At 65.1% G+C, this 14,617-nt stretch carries 19 protein-coding genes; 3 read left to right on the forward strand and 16 right to left on the reverse strand.

Going from position 1 to position 14,617, the window contains the following annotated elements:
- Positions 1 to 49: 49 nt before the first annotated feature.
- The gene (locus tag ACQPYR_RS43620) at positions 50 to 439 is read right to left on the reverse strand and encodes a hypothetical protein (protein ID WP_433635455.1); all 390 of its coding nucleotides are present in this window, start codon (positions 437 to 439) and stop codon (positions 50 to 52) included.
- A 98-nt stretch (positions 440 to 537) separates the two neighbouring features.
- Here ACQPYR_RS43620 and ACQPYR_RS43625 point away from each other — a divergent pair, with 98 nt between their 5' ends.
- On the forward strand, positions 538 to 744 hold the full coding sequence (locus tag ACQPYR_RS43625) for a hypothetical protein (RefSeq protein WP_433635456.1): 207 nt from the start codon (positions 538 to 540) through the stop codon (positions 742 to 744).
- A 19-nt stretch (positions 745 to 763) separates the two neighbouring features.
- On the opposite strand, the gene ACQPYR_RS43630 is transcribed toward ACQPYR_RS43625, so the two are convergent.
- The 3 genes from ACQPYR_RS43630 to ACQPYR_RS43640 form a co-directional block, all read right to left on the reverse strand.
- The gene (locus ACQPYR_RS43630; protein ID WP_433635457.1) at positions 764 to 1,084 is read right to left on the reverse strand and encodes a hypothetical protein; all 321 of its coding nucleotides are present in this window, start codon (positions 1,082 to 1,084) and stop codon (positions 764 to 766) included.
- A gap of 54 nt (positions 1,085 to 1,138) precedes the next feature.
- Positions 1,139 to 1,429, reverse strand: coding sequence for a hypothetical protein (locus ACQPYR_RS43635; RefSeq protein WP_433635458.1), 291 nt, complete (start codon positions 1,427 to 1,429; stop codon positions 1,139 to 1,141).
- A 166-nt stretch (positions 1,430 to 1,595) separates the two neighbouring features.
- Complete coding sequence (locus tag ACQPYR_RS43640; RefSeq protein WP_433635459.1) at positions 1,596 to 1,880, reverse strand: hypothetical protein; 285 nt, start codon at positions 1,878 to 1,880, stop codon at positions 1,596 to 1,598.
- Positions 1,881 to 2,630: 750 nt separating this feature from the next.
- Here ACQPYR_RS43640 and ACQPYR_RS43645 point away from each other — a divergent pair.
- Positions 2,631 to 2,807 carry a hypothetical protein gene (locus tag ACQPYR_RS43645; RefSeq protein ID WP_433635460.1) on the forward strand — a complete coding sequence of 59 codons (177 nt, stop codon included), beginning with the start codon at positions 2,631 to 2,633 and terminating at the stop codon, positions 2,805 to 2,807.
- Between the two features lie 101 nt (positions 2,808 to 2,908).
- Here the strand turns inward: ACQPYR_RS43645 and ACQPYR_RS43650 are convergent, their stop codons facing one another.
- Positions 2,909 to 3,205, reverse strand: coding sequence for a hypothetical protein (locus ACQPYR_RS43650; RefSeq protein WP_433635461.1), 297 nt, complete (start codon positions 3,203 to 3,205; stop codon positions 2,909 to 2,911).
- A 282-nt stretch (positions 3,206 to 3,487) separates the two neighbouring features.
- Positions 3,488 to 4,537, reverse strand: coding sequence for a DUF4192 family protein (locus tag ACQPYR_RS43655; protein ID WP_433635462.1), 1,050 nt, complete (start codon positions 4,535 to 4,537; stop codon positions 3,488 to 3,490).
- 848 nt (positions 4,538 to 5,385) lie between these two features.
- Between ACQPYR_RS43655 and ACQPYR_RS43660 the strand changes: the two genes are divergently transcribed.
- Positions 5,386 to 5,571 (forward strand): hypothetical protein, encoded by a 186-nt coding sequence (locus ACQPYR_RS43660; RefSeq protein WP_433635463.1) that lies wholly within the window; start codon positions 5,386 to 5,388, stop codon positions 5,569 to 5,571.
- 163 nt (positions 5,572 to 5,734) lie between these two features.
- On the opposite strand, the gene ACQPYR_RS43665 is transcribed toward ACQPYR_RS43660, so the two are convergent.
- The 10 genes from ACQPYR_RS43665 to ACQPYR_RS43710 form a co-directional block, all read right to left on the reverse strand.
- Positions 5,735 to 6,712: a phosphoadenosine phosphosulfate reductase family protein gene (locus ACQPYR_RS43665; protein WP_433635464.1), complete on the reverse strand. Its 978-nt coding sequence runs from the start codon at positions 6,710 to 6,712 to the stop codon at positions 5,735 to 5,737.
- 81 nt (positions 6,713 to 6,793) lie between these two features.
- Entirely contained in the window at positions 6,794 to 7,705 is a 912-nt protein-coding gene (locus ACQPYR_RS43670) for a hypothetical protein (protein WP_433635465.1), read from the reverse strand.
- An 85-nt stretch (positions 7,706 to 7,790) separates the two neighbouring features.
- A complete protein-coding gene (locus tag ACQPYR_RS43675) occupies positions 7,791 to 8,324 on the reverse strand; it encodes a hypothetical protein (protein ID WP_433635466.1) in 534 nt (177 codons plus the stop codon).
- Positions 8,325 to 8,478: 154 nt separating this feature from the next.
- Entirely contained in the window at positions 8,479 to 9,390 is a 912-nt protein-coding gene (locus ACQPYR_RS43680) for a hypothetical protein (protein WP_433635627.1), read from the reverse strand.
- Positions 9,391 to 9,678: 288 nt separating this feature from the next.
- Complete coding sequence (locus tag ACQPYR_RS43685) at positions 9,679 to 10,149, reverse strand: hypothetical protein (RefSeq protein ID WP_433635467.1); 471 nt, start codon at positions 10,147 to 10,149, stop codon at positions 9,679 to 9,681.
- A gap of 101 nt (positions 10,150 to 10,250) precedes the next feature.
- Positions 10,251 to 10,988, reverse strand: coding sequence for a DUF2786 domain-containing protein (locus ACQPYR_RS43690; protein WP_433635468.1), 738 nt, complete (start codon positions 10,986 to 10,988; stop codon positions 10,251 to 10,253).
- Between the two features lie 122 nt (positions 10,989 to 11,110).
- Complete coding sequence (locus ACQPYR_RS43695; RefSeq protein ID WP_433635469.1) at positions 11,111 to 11,515, reverse strand: hypothetical protein; 405 nt, start codon at positions 11,513 to 11,515, stop codon at positions 11,111 to 11,113.
- Between the two features lie 281 nt (positions 11,516 to 11,796).
- Positions 11,797 to 13,776: a ParB/RepB/Spo0J family partition protein gene (locus tag ACQPYR_RS43700; RefSeq protein ID WP_433635470.1), complete on the reverse strand. Its 1,980-nt coding sequence runs from the start codon at positions 13,774 to 13,776 to the stop codon at positions 11,797 to 11,799.
- Between the two features lie 159 nt (positions 13,777 to 13,935).
- A complete protein-coding gene (locus ACQPYR_RS43705) occupies positions 13,936 to 14,079 on the reverse strand; it encodes a hypothetical protein (protein ID WP_433635471.1) in 144 nt (47 codons plus the stop codon).
- Positions 14,080 to 14,121: 42 nt separating this feature from the next.
- Entirely contained in the window at positions 14,122 to 14,523 is a 402-nt protein-coding gene (locus tag ACQPYR_RS43710; RefSeq protein WP_433635472.1) for a hypothetical protein, read from the reverse strand.
- Between the last annotated feature and the right edge of the window lie 94 nt (positions 14,524 to 14,617).

A 14,617-nucleotide genomic window follows, 5' to 3' on the forward strand; every position in this document is an offset into this window, starting at 1 on the left:
GCGGCGGGCACGTAGGCTGTGCCCGCTGCCTGCGCGGGTCGGTGAGTGGTCAGGCGGCGGCCGACGCGGACGGCACGGAGAGGTCGCAAAGCTTCGCGTAGCGGCAGGACAGGCCGATATCGAGGCCGTAGGCCTTGATCACCGGCTCGGGCTCGCCGTTGGCGCGGCTGGTGTTGAGGCTGGTTCGGCGCTTGTCGTCGTCGTCCCAGATGAGCACCGGGTCACCGACGTTGAAGCTGCCGCGTACGCGCTCGGCCATCTGCCCAATAGAGAAACTGACGTCGTAGACGGTGCGGCCCGCCGGTGTGCGGCCGCCGTTTCCGTCACTTTTGTCATGGTTCTCGATGACGGTGAGATAGACGACGGTGCGGCTGCGGTCTCCGTTCTCGAATATGTGCAGATCGGAAATGCGGGCGATGTTGCCGGAAATGCGTCCCATTGGTTCGGCTCCTTTTCGGCGGTTGGGTTGGGTTAGTTGTGGTTGTTCTTGTTCAGGTACGCCAAGGCTCGGAGTGCGAGAGTTTGCAGGATGAGGGGGTGGACATCGGCATAGCGGTAGTCTCCGCTCCCGCGCTCGGTGATTTTGAGGTGGAACGTCGCACCGAGGTCGAATACTTCTATTTTGTCGCCTCCGACGTCGTCTACTTCCACCACTTTTTTGCCGGGGTGTCTTCTGTTGTTGTCGTCGCCGGGGTTTCCGGGCACTATTCGCGTGACTCTGGCCATGATGAGGCGATCCGTTGATATCGGAAACGATGACGTCTCACCATCGGATCCCATAGCAGATAAATTCGTCTCGGCGGCTTGCCCATTTTTCGATCCGATTGTCGTCGTAGCCAAGCAGTTTCGCGAGCCTACGCGCGGTCTCTTTGGTCGTGTGGTAGTCGAATACGACTTTCCAGTGTCGGCACATTCCGGTCTCGCCGGTAGCGAACACGGTAAACAACGACTCGTTTACCGAATGGATTTCGGTTCCTATCTTGAATCGGGTGCTAATCTTGTACGGAACTCGGTTGGCTCCGTTGATCGGCACCGTAACGGTTTCGCGTTCCTTGATTTCGATAGCGTGCGTGACTGTGCTCATGAAATTACCTTTCGGAGATTCAACAATTGATAACTCAGGCTTGCGGCAAATGCGTTAGTCGTCGCCGTACCACGATTCACCGGCATATCCGGGGTCGAAATCGGCAGGCTGCTGCTCGGGGTAGCGCTGGCGAAGGCCTTGCTCACGCTCTAGCGACTCGGCCAGGTGGTAGGCGCATTCATAGATCGTGAGGCCGGTTAACGAGGCGCGGTCGGTGACCTCGCCGTGGCAGTCGCCGGTGTTGCCGCGCAGGCACGGCTGTGCTGCGGCGTGGCGGCGGGCTGTCTCGATGGGGTCGGGCACGACGGATTCGCATTCGACGCACCACATTTCGCCGGGCTTCAAGCGGGATTGCTCGGGGTAGAAAGGCGGATTGCGGTAGCCGTATCCGCTGTTGTGGTGACAATCGCGAGTGGCTGCGGGGGTGTCACGTACAAGTCCCTTCGAGTCAATTTCTGTGTGCAGATGTCACGCAATTTGTAGATGGGTACGCGGCGGCGGGGTAGCTGTCCTACTTGGCGGCCTTGTCCTGGTAGTACACCCGGATGTTGGGCCACCTTTTCAGCAGTTCGGCGCGGACGTTGTCCTTGGCCAGTGCTGCGCGCAGGAATTTCGGGTCTCGGACGGCGCGGACGTTGTCGCCGTCGATGAGGGCGGCGCACGTGCGGACGTCGAGAATGGTTTTGGTGGTGGGGTCGAAGATTTGGCGGCAGACGTCGTACTTGATGAATTCCTCGATGAGCTTCTTTTCGAGCGGGTGGGCGGGCATCTCGTACGCGGGGATCTCGGGGGTCATGCTGGTCTCCATTTCCTTGGCCTTTCCTCTCTGCCTTACAACTCTATTCTATCAGTTAGCACGCATATCACGCAATTCTAGAGGAGTTCGCGGGAGTGGTCTTTTTCACTGTTCTTTTTTGCTTTTTGGGGTTGCGTTTTTGCTGGTTGTGCCTTTGGGAGGTCTGCCTCCCGGCGAGGGCGGGGGTTGCGGGGGCTGGCCCCCGGTGCGCGGCCGCCAGGCCGCGGGGTGGTTCGGCGGCGCGGGCCTTGATACGCAAGGGTGGCGGGTGTCGGTGTGTTCCTTCGGTCGGCCTGGAGTGGCGAGTGCGCGCCGGGTCTCGGTGTGCCAGGTGGAGCGCCCGCAGCGCAGCGAGGACGTACGACCTGGCATGCCGGGGCCTGGTGTGCGACCGTGGCGGAAGGTCGGCCGAAGGGGCGCGCCGGCACCCTTACGGGTCCGCGCCGACGCGCGAGCGCAGCTCGCGGGCGTGGGTGACCCGGTGACGGCCGCCGGGTGCGGCGCCGGAGTTCCCATGTTGGAGGTGATGGCGCTGGGTGGTGATTGTGCGGGAGCTGCGCAGACCGGGCAGGCTCTCGGTCGCGGCAGCTCTGAATATCCGGGTGCGGGTGGTGACCGGCGGCCGGGTGCGGGGCTGGGGTGGTCGGTGTGAATGCCGTGGGGTGTGTGTGGTGGGTTGTTTGTAGGCTGGTGGGATGGGTCGTGCGGGTGCGCGGTCGGTGCGGTCTGGTTGGGGAAAGGATGGCTGTTGTGAGCGGTGTTTCGGAGGTGGAGCGGGAGGCGGCGCGGCTGTTGGTGGAGTTGTCGGCTCCGTCGGCGGAGGATGTCGCCGGGGTGGTGGCTGGTGAGCCGGTGCGGTATCGGGCGGTGCCTGATGGTGTGCGGTTCGATGTGAGTTTTCCGCGTGAGAGCGGGATCGATCTGTAGGTACACGGCGCGCAGCCGATCGCCGTGGGGCTGTGTGGCGGTCGGCGCGCGGATCGTGGTCCGGTCCAGGGCTGGTGTGGCTGTGTCCCCGGCCCGGGTGGTCACAATGCCAGGGTTGCGGCGAGGCGGGCCTGGAGTTCGGCGGCGTAGCTGGTGACGGTGTCGTGGTGGTCACTGCGGTCGGGGTCGGCGTCGAACACGATGCCGTCGTAGACGGCTGCGTCGTTGACGTTGATGCGGACGCGGCCGGTGGTGTCGGTGGTGTCGATCTGGATGCACAGCGCGCCGTCGGTCTCGGACCAGCCGACGAAGATACATGCGCTGGGTTCGGCGGTGTCAGCGGTGTAGATGGCGAGTCCTTTGTCGGGCAGTGGCTCGGTGGTGATCGGGTCGTGCATGAGGGGTCTCCTGTCGGTTCGGGTGGGACGGGGAAGGCTTGGCACCGGCCGCGTAGCGGCCGGTGCCAACCGCTTTGCGGGCTGTGGTGTTGGGTTGGCCGGGGCTGGGTTTGGTGGGGTTCGGGTGTGGGCCGCTGATGTCGTCTGCACGAGCGCAGCGAGTTCCGTTGCGGCCGTTGCCGATAGGGGCCACGGCCGGGTGCCTGGGGTGGGGGCGTGTGCTCGGCTGGGGTACCAGGGGCGGACCCCCGGGGGCCGGGGGTCCGTCTGGTGTGGGGCTGACTACTCGGCTGGGTAGAGGTCGTAGTCGGGGGTTTCGATGCCGAACCGGCGGGCGGCGATCGGTCCGAGTGCCAGGAACCGGCGGGCGGTGTCGGTTTCGACGTTGGCGCGGGCGGCGGCGAGCAGGGCGCGGCCGATGACGGGCATGGTCTCCGACAGGTGGCCGCTTTCGCCCAGGACCGCGAGTCCGCAGCGGTAGAGCGCGTCGCGGGCGTGGAACGGTCGGCCGTCGACGTGGTACAGGACAGCGGCGACGGCGAGCATGTGGGCGCGGTGGATGCCCTCGAGTTGGTTGGCGATGTGGGTGTAGATCCGCGCGGCGGTGGGGATGTCGATTACGGCGAGTCCGAGCAAGGCGTCTCGGGCTGATCCGGATACCTCGACCAGAACGCCGATGCGGGCGGCGAGTCCTTCGGCGGTGTTGTCGAGCAAGCGGGTGCGCTCGTCGGCGGCGAAGTCCGCGCCGATGACTCCGCCGTCGGCCCAATCGGGGTCGTAGGTGCGCAGGTATTCCACGATCGTCTTGCGCACCTCGTGGAGCGTGTCACGGCCGAATCGGGGGTTGTCGCGCTGGGTGGTGCGGGCGTGGTCGGTGTCGGCGGGTGTGATCTCGGTGAACAGGCGTGTGATTTCCTCCGCGTCGGGCAGGGGGCCGAATCCGTCGACGATTGCCGCGATTGCGGGCGCGGTCATGGCTGGGTCGGGCAGGATGCCGTATTCCTGGGTGCGCAGGTCGGTCCAGTGCTGACCGGCGGCGATTTTCGGGGTCATGATCACGTTCAACAATGAGATACCGGCACGCTCGGCTGCTCCGGTGATCGCGTCCAATGCGAATACTCCTTGCGCGGCGTGGTCGGCGTCGGCGACGGCGACCACGCGGATTGCGAATTCTTCGGAATCGAGGCTTCGACCGGCGAAAATTTCGACAGCGGCGGCGTTGTCGAATTCCTCGAGGTTGATTACTCCGATGGAATGCATGGTGCCGTCATTGTGAATGACGGCGATAATGATGCAGTGTTCGAGGTTGGGCACGCCGTATGTGGCGCTCATCAAGAGAGCGGCGGTTGAGGAAACGAATTCTCCGCCGGTCATTTTGATGTAGTCGATCATTTCGAGCCCTTCCGCAAGTCGGCGCGGTGTCCGTTTCGGATTCCCTGTCGCTCACCAACTTACAAACTCTATTCTACAGTTATCACGCATATCACGCATTTTTAAGCGGGTTGACAAGGTGTGGCCTTTCTCACTCCGAAATATTCGGATTTGAGGGCGTGAACGGGCCTTTTGTGCTCTCTGGAGGGGTCGCATCCAGGTTTTTTTGGCCCTGGTGTGGGTCGGTCTGCACAAAGAGGCGGGCAGGCACCGCCTGCCCGCTAAGGCCTGCCTTTCGCGCGCAGAGGCTCACGGGTCAAGGGTGGCCGCCAGGCCATCGCCGAAGGCGACGCGACGAAGGAGCGCCCTTGAGGCGTGAGGGGCGCGTGAACATAATGCAGGCCGACCCACCACCAGGGCCACGCGGCCAACGGCCGCGCAACCACGCGCCTACCCTGGCCGCGAGATTCCGTGTCGGCCACTGCACTGGTCGCGGGGTGCCGGTGCTCGGATCTGGACTGGCGCCGGTCGGGGTGTCCACCTCTGCGGCACGAGGCTGGGTGGTGATTGTGCGGGAGCTGCGCGGATGGGGGACGGTGCTGTGTCGCGGTAGCTCACATCATCGGTGATCGGCTGCAGGCCGCCGGCCGCGCGCGGTGCTTGTGTAGGGACCTGCTGGGCGCGGCATGCGGGTGTGTCCTGCGGGTATGGCGGCGTGGGTGCCGGGAGTGCCTTACTCTGGTATGGCCGGGCGGATGTGCCGGGTGCGGGGGAATGACGTTGTACGCGAGTGGGATTGAGGTAATGCGATGAAGGCTGATGTGTCGGAGGTGGATCGTGAGGCCGCGCGGGTGCTGGTGTCGCTGAGTCCGGTGTCGGCCGATGATGTGGCGGCGGTGGTGCAGGGCCGGGCGCACGGCGCGACGAAGGCAGAGACGGGCTGGCAGATGGTGCGGCCTCGTTACAACCTGGACGGTTCTCCTCTGGAACCGTAGCGGCAGGCTCGCGGCGGACAGCCGTTATTTCGGCTCGACGGCCGACCGGGAAGTTGTTCCGGTCGGCCGTCGTCGCGTGTGGGCGTCTACTCGGCTTGGCTCGATTGCCCTGCCCTGCTCCGATATTTCGGGTCTCGTTGCGGGGGCCGGGGCTGCGAGGTTCTCACGCTGCCCAGTCCTCGATGACGTCGATGCGTGGTCTGCGGGCGGCGAGGTCGATCACCTCGGCCATCGATAGATCGCGTTGGAAGCGGTGCCCGATCTGGGTTTCGAGGCGGGCGATGGTGGCCGCGTGGTCGGGGCGGAGCTGGGCGGCGAGGATGAGCGAGGACTTGGAACCAAGGACGCAGCAGGAGCAGCTGAGCCGCGGCATCCCCCAGCTGTAGGCGGGATGGGAGCGGGTTGCGGCGTCTGCCACCACTTCCCATACCCCGGCTGTGCTGAGGTGATACACGGGAAGCCATGTGTCGACGTGGCGGCGGGTATTGCTGGCTCCGTGGCCGACTTTGAGGTGTGCGGGTATTTTCTCTTTTCGGGCGATGTATTCGGCGGCCGCGGCGCGTTTGTGCTGGCATTCTATGCAGGGGCATGTGGCGCTGCTGTCGTGGGAATAAGGGGCGAGTTTTCGTCGTGCCGGGGATTCTTGTGCACGTAATCCCATGACGTTGAGCAGCCGGATCTGGTTACGTCGGAGGCGTTGACGCGTGTCTCGGACGAGATCGGTCATAATGACCCGGATAGGGCCTCTTTTATGGTCCGATGTGCAGAAACGGTTTTTGCTGTCGGGGAACATTCGGCGCGCAGCGATATGTGCGAGCAGGTCGGGGCCGTTTCTGCGTGCCACTCTGAAAGGTACCTTGTAGTGGGCGGCGTGCTCGGCGGCGAGTTCTTTTACTCCTGACCATTCCATTATTCCCAGATCAGCGTGAACGCAGACGACGCGATCGGCGACCCGCGCGGCGTGTGCGGCGCGCATTGTTATTTCGAATGCTGCTTGAGAATCTTTTCCGCCGGAATTATTCAAGAGAATGATGTCGTAATCGCACAGTTCGGGGGTTTCGGTCGAGAGCACGGGAGTCGTGAATTCGGGCAGGTCCAGGCAGAGCTGGTTCGAGGCCGCGCTTGGGAGGCGGGCGGTCATGGCGATTTCCTTCGGACTAGCGGGCCGCCGCGACAGCTGCGGGCGGATGGTTCCGCCCGCAGCTGTGTTGGCGGGGTCTGTTCAGGCGGCGGTGGGATCTGCTGGTGTGGTCGGCGTGGCCGCTGGTGGTGTGGCTGCGGCGCGGTTGAGGTCAGCCAGGACGGTGAGTAGGGCGTGGGTGGCATCGGCGGCGGCGCATTCCCAGGTGCCCGGCTTGGTGCGGTCTGGCCGTTCGGGGGGTGGGCTGGTGTAGGTGTGGGTGGCGAGCTGATCGAGGGTTTCGGCGTCGTCGAGCTCGATGGTGATATGTGGCCAGGCGTCGGCGCGGTCGTGGACGCGCACGGTGAGTTCGACCGTGTGCCCGGTGGCTGGGTTGATGAGTAGTTCGCCCTCGTCGGCTTCCTCAACGGCGTCGGCGAGTAGGGCGGCCCATGCCTGGCTCCAGTTCGCGGATTCGGCGAATGGGTTGGGCGGGGAGCTCAGCGACTCGTGCATGAACGTCTCGCGGAGCGAGGTGTGCAGTTCTGCGGGCTCGATTCGCAGAGCGACTACCGGTGTCGTGGTCGGGGCGGTATCGGTTGTGGTGGTCAGTGTTCGGGATTCCTCTGGGTCCTTGGTGGTTCGAGGTCGTTGGGCGGGGCAAGGGTGGTGTGGTTGCTGGCAGGCGTGGATGCCCAGGGCCGTGACGCCGCCTTCGGTGTGGGCGAGGATCGCCAGTGCCTTGGCCACGGCGTTGAGGGCCTGGCCGCGTTTGGTGCCGCCGTATTGCAGGTCGTCACCGTGGCTGGCGATTGTCTGCGCGGCCGCGGGTGCGGCGCGCTGGAGTTGTTCGTCGGTCCAGTGGCGTGTGGTTGCGATCCATTTCGGTACCAGCGCGAGCAGGCTGGTGGTCAGGTTCGCGGCGAATGCTTCGGTGCGTGGGTCGTTGCTCGGGGACCGGTCGACTTCGACGACGCAGCCGAGCGGGCCGTTCTGGGTGGGATTGTCGTTCATGGTTCCTCGTTTCTCCGACAGAGTTGTTCGTTGCCGGGATGGGTTGCGGCAGAAGGGAAGTAGAGGTGTTGTTGCTGGTAGTGCGTTATTTGGCGGTGTAGCGGTGCTGGGTGCGGTGAATCCATCGCCCGTAGGCCGTCTCGGGTTCGGTGATTCCGCGGCGGCGTGCTCGGCGGTGGTCGAGGACGAATCGCAGTAGCCGGGCGGCTTTGGTTTCGGCTTGTTCGCGTAGTTGTGGCGGGCAGGTCGAGGCGATGGTGGTGGCGCGCTGTTTGATGTCGAGGGTGATGTCGGTTTTGGCGACGATGGCTCCGAGTCCTTGCGTGCGGACGAACAGGGTCGGGCGGGCGTCGACGCGGTTCGGGTGGGTTTCGCAGGGCCACAGGAGGATGGATTCGTTGCGCCAGGATTGGTAGGCGGTGTCGGGGGAGACTCTGATCGAGGCCGGTGCGAGGCGGGAGGGACCGTGGGTCTGCTCGTAGTACTGGTGGAACGGCCACCAGCCCGCGCCGTAGTAAATTCCCCAGTCGTCGAGCTCGTAGTGCCATTCCCCGGCGGGTGTGGGCACGGCCCAGCCGTCGAAGTAGCTGCCGATGGGGTCGGTCGGTGTGAGTGGCATGTGTGATTCCTTGTGGTTGCCCGATTGTCGGAATGGATTGGTGCAGAAGGGAAGTCGCGCGCCAGAGCACAGGCGTTCTGGCTGGGCGCGATGAGGTGTGGCGGTGAGGGCGGGCCGGGCGGTGTGTCCGCCCGGCCCGTGCTCGCTGTGGGGTTCACGCGGCGTTGGGGGCCTCTACGTACCAGGTGGCGTTGATGGTGTCGTCTTCGTCGTCGTCGCCTCGGCATCCCCACGGTGAGCAGCCGCGTTCGATCTCGAGATCGGCGACGGCGTCGAACATGTCGAGCTGGCGGGAGCGCCATTCGGCGGCGGTGACATGGTCGATGGGCGCGCGGTCCAGCGGCATGCACGAGCGATGCAGGAATGCTTGCCCACGTAGGGGGTGGCCGTTGGCGTTGGCGCGCGCCGCGCCGTGGCGGATGGCGTAGTCGAATGCGACGGCATCCGCCCATTCGTCGGGCCGGTTGTCGCGCATATCGCGCCAGTAGGCGTTGGTGTGGTACGGGCACCCGATACAAGCGCTTTTCGGGGTGTTTTCGAATCCCTTTGTGCGTAAGTATCTTTCGCAGTCCTGGCGGGTCCAGCCGTGGGTTGAGCGGCCGGTGCCGCCGGGTAGGAACAGCAGCGGGAAGTGGCTGCGGGTGTAGGCGACGTTATCGGTGGCGCGTGCGGCGCGGGAGGATTCGTCGATGGAGTAGCCGACCCATTGTTCGGCGAACACTCCGTCCGGCACCGGCGAGGGGTGTTCGAATCCGAGCAGTCGCCGCACGCAGGGTTTGATGGCGGCGATCTTGTATTCGGCGGTGCATGCTCTGCGCAGCATTCCGCGGCTGCCGTCGGGGAGCAGGATGTAGAGCGGCATTTGCGCGAAGCGGGCGTCGGGGTTGAGTGCGTCGTTGCGGATGTGGCCGCGGCGGACGCGGTAGATGGGGATTCCTGCGGGTGTGGCGACCTCGGTTTCGAGGCGGGCGAGGTGGGAGTAGACCGCGGCCGGTTCCCATCCCGTGTCGGCGAAGATCGCCGCGTCGGGTTTGGGCAGTATGCCTTCGGCGGCTAGTTGCAGCACAGCGCTGGACTGGATTCCAGCTCCGAGCGAGATCAGCCGCAGCGCGGGGCCGGGGCGGCCGGTGGTGAGCGTGGTCATGAGGCTGGGGCACCGTTGGGTGAGTTGGACATGGTGGCTGGCTCCCTTGGGAGAGGTGGTGGATGTGTGGCCCCGCGCGGGCGGCGCGGGTTCGGCCCTGCCGGGGCGGGCGGGGGTCCGGGGGCAGCGCCCCCGGTGCGCGGCCGCCGGCCGCGGGGGTGGCCCGGTCCGGCCGGAACTGGTTCGGTGTTTCGGCTGGGCCGGGTGGGGTCAGCGGACGGGGCTGAATCGTCCGAGCCAGTTGTGCAGGGTGGTGAGTGCTTGGAATGGGTGGCCGTCGCGGACGTCTTCGTCTTGCTGCTGGTAGTCGTCTTTTTCGCGGTCCCAGATTTCGTCTACGACGGTGGCGATTGCGCGGCGGATCTCGGGAGCGATTTCTTCGGCGCTGGCGTGCGCGGCGGGTCGGCGGTCCTCGGTGTCGATCACGTTCGCGGCGAAGGCGGCGAGGGTGGCGAGGGTGTCGGCGCCGGGATTGTCGGTGCTGTCGTAGTCGGTCAGTGCCGCGTAGACCTGGCGGCGGTAGGTGACGTGGCGGACGTCGGCGACGACGGCACGTAAGAGCTGGTGGGTGTGGGCGTCGGTCGCGCCGTGCTGGTGGCAGACCCGGGTGAGGGTGCGCAGCAATTGCGGTTCCTTGGCCAGTGCTGGAGCTTGGTAGGCCAGTGTCGGGTTGGTGGGCATGGTTGGTGTCCCTTGTTGTGCGCGGGGGCACCGGGCATGTGTGCGATGCCCGGTGCCCAAAAGGTGTTGTAGTGGTGATGGTTTCGGCAGCTGAGTGGGTGTCAGTCGCCTATCGCGCGGCGGCCACGGAGCTGGCCGCGGTCGGCCAGGTCGGCGCGGTCGCCTGCGGCGCGGCCTTGGTCGTAGGTGCTTTTCCTGACTTCGCGGCTGTAGCCGGTGCTTTTGGTCTTGGGGTATGCGGCCACTTGGGCGGCTTCGGCCCGTTCGGCATCGGAGACCAGCACCAATGCTTGTGTGGTGGTGCCGCTTTCGGTGTCGCGCTCGGATGCGGCGAGTTCTTCGGCGGCGGAGAGTCGTTCGCCGATTCGGCTGGCGTAGCCGAACATCCAATCGATGCGGTAGCCGTGGGTGTTCTGCCGGTGACCGGTGGGTGGTGTGAGCCTCGCGGCGGTCGCCATCATGGAGATGTTGAGGATCGAGTAGAGCAGCCGGACGCGGTCCGTATGGATCTTGACGCCGAAGATCTTGACTTTCTGGCTGGTGCGGGATCGTTCGATGAGGACGGCGGTGCAGTGCAGTGCGGTGCAGAGTGAGCCGAGCAGATAGCGCTGTTGGGCGATGTATTTTCCGGTGATTTGGAAGGTCAACGCTTCGACGACGTTGTTGCCTTCGCGGAGGGTGCCGCGTGCTTCGCTCTCGCTGATGCCTTCTTTGGCGATGAGGGCGAACGCCTTGTCTCGGCAGGCGTCGGCTTCTTCGGGGGTCGTGGCGTTGTCAGCGCGGGCGAGCAGTGCGCCGATGCGTTTGGTCATGGTGTCGCGGGTGCGTTCGGTGGCCATGTGGGTTGGTCCTTCTGGGTGAAAGTAGGAGGCACCGGGCGCGTAGGCTGCGCCCGGTGCCTGATAGCGGTCTATTCGTGAGTTATGTTGTGGCTGTGCGGGTTTCGTGCTCCTGTGTGTGGTCAGGCGTGGACGGGGAAGCGGAAAGGTGGTTTGTGTACGCCGGACAGGCGCAGCGCGGGGTGGATGTTGCCGCCGAGGATGACGGCGGTGCCGGTCGCTCGGGTGTGGTCGGCGTCGTCGACCCGCACCATCGATGGGGTGCCAGGGTGTGAGGTGGCGGGCACGAGTCGCCAGCTCCGGCGTATGAAGGTGTCTGTGTGGCTGATCAGCGCGTAAAGCGGATAGGGGCTGTCGGCGACGATGTAGGGGGTCAGTTCATCGAACAGCGGTACGCGCTCGCCGGATTCGGGCAGTTGGTAGTGGCTGCGCAGGTAGCCCACGATCAATGCTGTGGTGTGCGTATCGGTCAGGACGACGCTGTAGAGGTCGAAGACCGGATCGTGGTCGTAGTCGTGGCTGGTCATGATTTCCTCTCCGAAATCGGATGTGGCGTGGGCGCGGATACGCGCTCGGCGGGGCCGCGCAGCGGCCCGGCTGATGGCGGGTGTGCGCGGCCTGCGGCTGTGCGCGGGTAGTGGGGCGCGGCTCGGGTGGTGTTCTCGGGCGGGCCGGGCCGGGAACTGGTGGGGGCTGGGTGCTGTCCGCTCGAGATGACACAGCACGGAGCGCAGCGAAGTTCCGATTCCGCGGTTGCCGGGCCGGGCGGACCGGAACCGTGGTGGTGGTTCCGGTCCGCGCGGGCTGGTCAGGCTGCCAGTGGTGCGGCCTGGTCGGCGGCGGTGCCGGGGTCGTCGCCCTGGTCGGCGTCGGGGGTGTCGGCTTGGTCGGGCTCGGCGTCGGTGGTGGGCTCGGCAGGTTCGGCGGTCGGCGGTGCAGGCTGTTCGGGGGCCGGAGCGGGGGTTTTCTTGCTCGTCCTGGGTTTGGTCGCCTTGGTCGCGGTGGCCTTCGGGGCCTTGGTCTGGCTGGCCGGGGCGGTCAGGGTTCCGGCCTCTTCGACTTCGGCCTTGGCTTCGGCTTCCAATGCTGCGGTGAGGGTCATCTCACCGAGTAGGGCAAGTTCGAGCGGGGTGGGCTGGTAGCCGGGCTTGTGGTTCCTGCCTTTGCCAACTGCGCTGTTGCGGAGCTGGTCGAGCATTTCGCGCGGCGCGCGCTTGAGGTCGACGGTCCAGAACACCCCGGATCCTGGGTGCAGGACGCGCCAGTATTCCGGTTTCTGCAACTTGTCCGGGTACAGGTAGTTCGGGCGCTGCATGCGTGCCTCGAGCGAGCCGAGCGCCAACCCGATGAGCATGACGGCGGCGCGCGGGTCGGTCATGTCGTCAAAGTACGTGCCGTTCTTGGCGATATCGCCTTCTTTGACGTCGAGCAGTTCGGCGGCCACGGCAATGGCGTTGTGCTCGTTGATGATTCCGGGATCGGTGAACAGCAAGCGTACCGCCCACGCGAGCAGACCGGCCGGGAGCTTCTCGGCCGCCTTGCCGTCGCGTCCCCACAGCTTCGCCAGCAACTCGGTTTCGAACTTGCGGCGGTTCGTGGTAGCGGCACGGGCGTACTTGTTGCCCGCGAGAACGATCTTGTTGTCTGCGCTCTTGCGTGCCTTCTCCTCGGCGCTGGGGATGTGCGGGGGGTTGTAGCTGTACTTGAGTCCGGCCGCTTTGCGGTCGGTGCAGTGGTAGACGGGTTCGAAATACCGATCGATTCCCCCTTCGGGGTTGTCTACCTCGTCGTATTTGAGGTACACCGCCCACTGCTTGGGGTCCTTGATGTCTTCCTCGCTGGCGGCGCTGCCGTCTGCCCGGTACAGGTTTTCCAGCGGGCAGCACGTGTGCTCGCTGGCGTACGGGCCGGGTTTGGCGTCGAGGATGGTGAATCCGCGTTTGGTGTAGGACTCGGCGGCTTGGGCGTATGCGGCGCGCCTTTCGCGTTCTTCGCGCAGCTTGGCTACTTCGGCGTTGAAGGTGCCTTTCTCGGCGGCGGTGAACAGCCGCTTTTCGGCGGCGTCGTCGTCTTCGAACTCGATGAGGGTCTCGGCTTGGCGGAAGCTCAATTGTCCATCGGCGGCGGTCTGGCGGGCGTGCGGCGACTTGCGCAGGGCCTTGACCGCGCGCAGCTCGGCGGCGTCGCGGCCGAGTTTGCGCGCGGCCTTGGTCGCGGTGACGCCGGGCAGGTCCAAATAGTCTTCGACCGAGACGAGAACGTCACCGGCGGTCATTCCCTCGCGGTCTTCGTTCTCGGTCAGCTGGGCTTCGATCTTGGCTGCCTTGATGGCGTCGGCGTCGTCGCCCGACAGGGTTTTCAACACGATGGAGACCTTGTCCACACCAGCTTCACGGGCGGCGAGAATGCGGCGCTGACCGGCAATCATCTCGATCTGGCCGTGTTCGTTGATGAACGCGGGCGGTTCCTGGACGAATCCGTGTTCCTTGACAGAGTTGATGGTGCGTTTCTTGACCGACACCTGTGTTTGGCGGACGTTGTAACCGATCGTGACGTCGTCGGGGTGCACATCGATCACGATCTTTCCCGATGGGCTCGCGGCCAATCGTTCCCGGAGTTCGGTGATCGTGAATCCGCCTGCGGTCGGCTCGTCACCAGTTTCGGGCGTGGTGTCGGCGGGGGCGGTCGTATCTGGCTGAGCCGCACCGGGGGCGGGGTCGGCGGGGGCGGGGTCGGCGGGGGCCTGGTCGGCATCGACGGCGTGCGGCTCGATGGTGCTGATTGTCATGATGGTGCTGTGTCTCCTATGGTGGAGGGCCGAAGCGCCGGGCGCGTAGGCTGCGCCCGGTGCTTCGGCCATTTGGTTGGGGATTGCTGTGATGGTGTTCAGCCGGGCGGGCTGCGGGCTGATCGGTTGCGAGGTTTCACCGGGCGGCGGTCGGCTGGCCTAGATGTATCCCAGTTCGAGCAACCAGGATTTGCGGCCGTGCTCGCATGTGCCGTCCGGCTCGACCCGGCAACCGTCGGTTGCCTCGGCGACGCCGTCCGATACCCACATTTTGAGCTGTTCGAGTGATGGTTTTTCGATCATTCTGTTTTGTTCCTTTCTGTCGTGCGGATTTTGCTGAGTCGGTCAGATGTCGAATACCGGCGAATCCGGGTCGAAATATGTAGTAACGGCGGTGTCGCCGTTCTCGTAGCGCGTACGCAATTCGGTGAGTGCGGCGGTGTAGATCTCGCCGAAAATCTTGCGGTTGAAGCGCGCGGCGTCTTGGGTGTGAATGGTGACCTCGCGGCGGCTGAAACTGAGATTCAGTCGCTGCGTGACCGCGTATTTTCCGATCGTCTCGTGCATGATGCCGAGAATCGCCCGGTATCCGGTGCCCTTGTGATAGGAAACCTTCAAGGTTGCCCGCTTCTGCTCTCCCGATTCGGCCATAGGGCCGACTGGCCAGCTCGCGGTGAGGAGGCGGTCTCCGGGGTCGCGGCGGGGAATTTCGAGGGGACCGGTCTGCTGGGTCTCGGTGGTGCTCATGTGTACCTTTCTTTTCTGGTTGGCACGGTTTGTGCCGTTAGTTGCTTCGGCGGTGGCGGTCGGATGCCCACCTGTCGAGGTGGGCGAATAAGGG

Source organism: Nocardia sp. CA-120079, from assembly GCF_050955745.1.
GTDB lineage: Bacteria > Actinomycetota > Actinomycetes > Mycobacteriales > Mycobacteriaceae > Nocardia.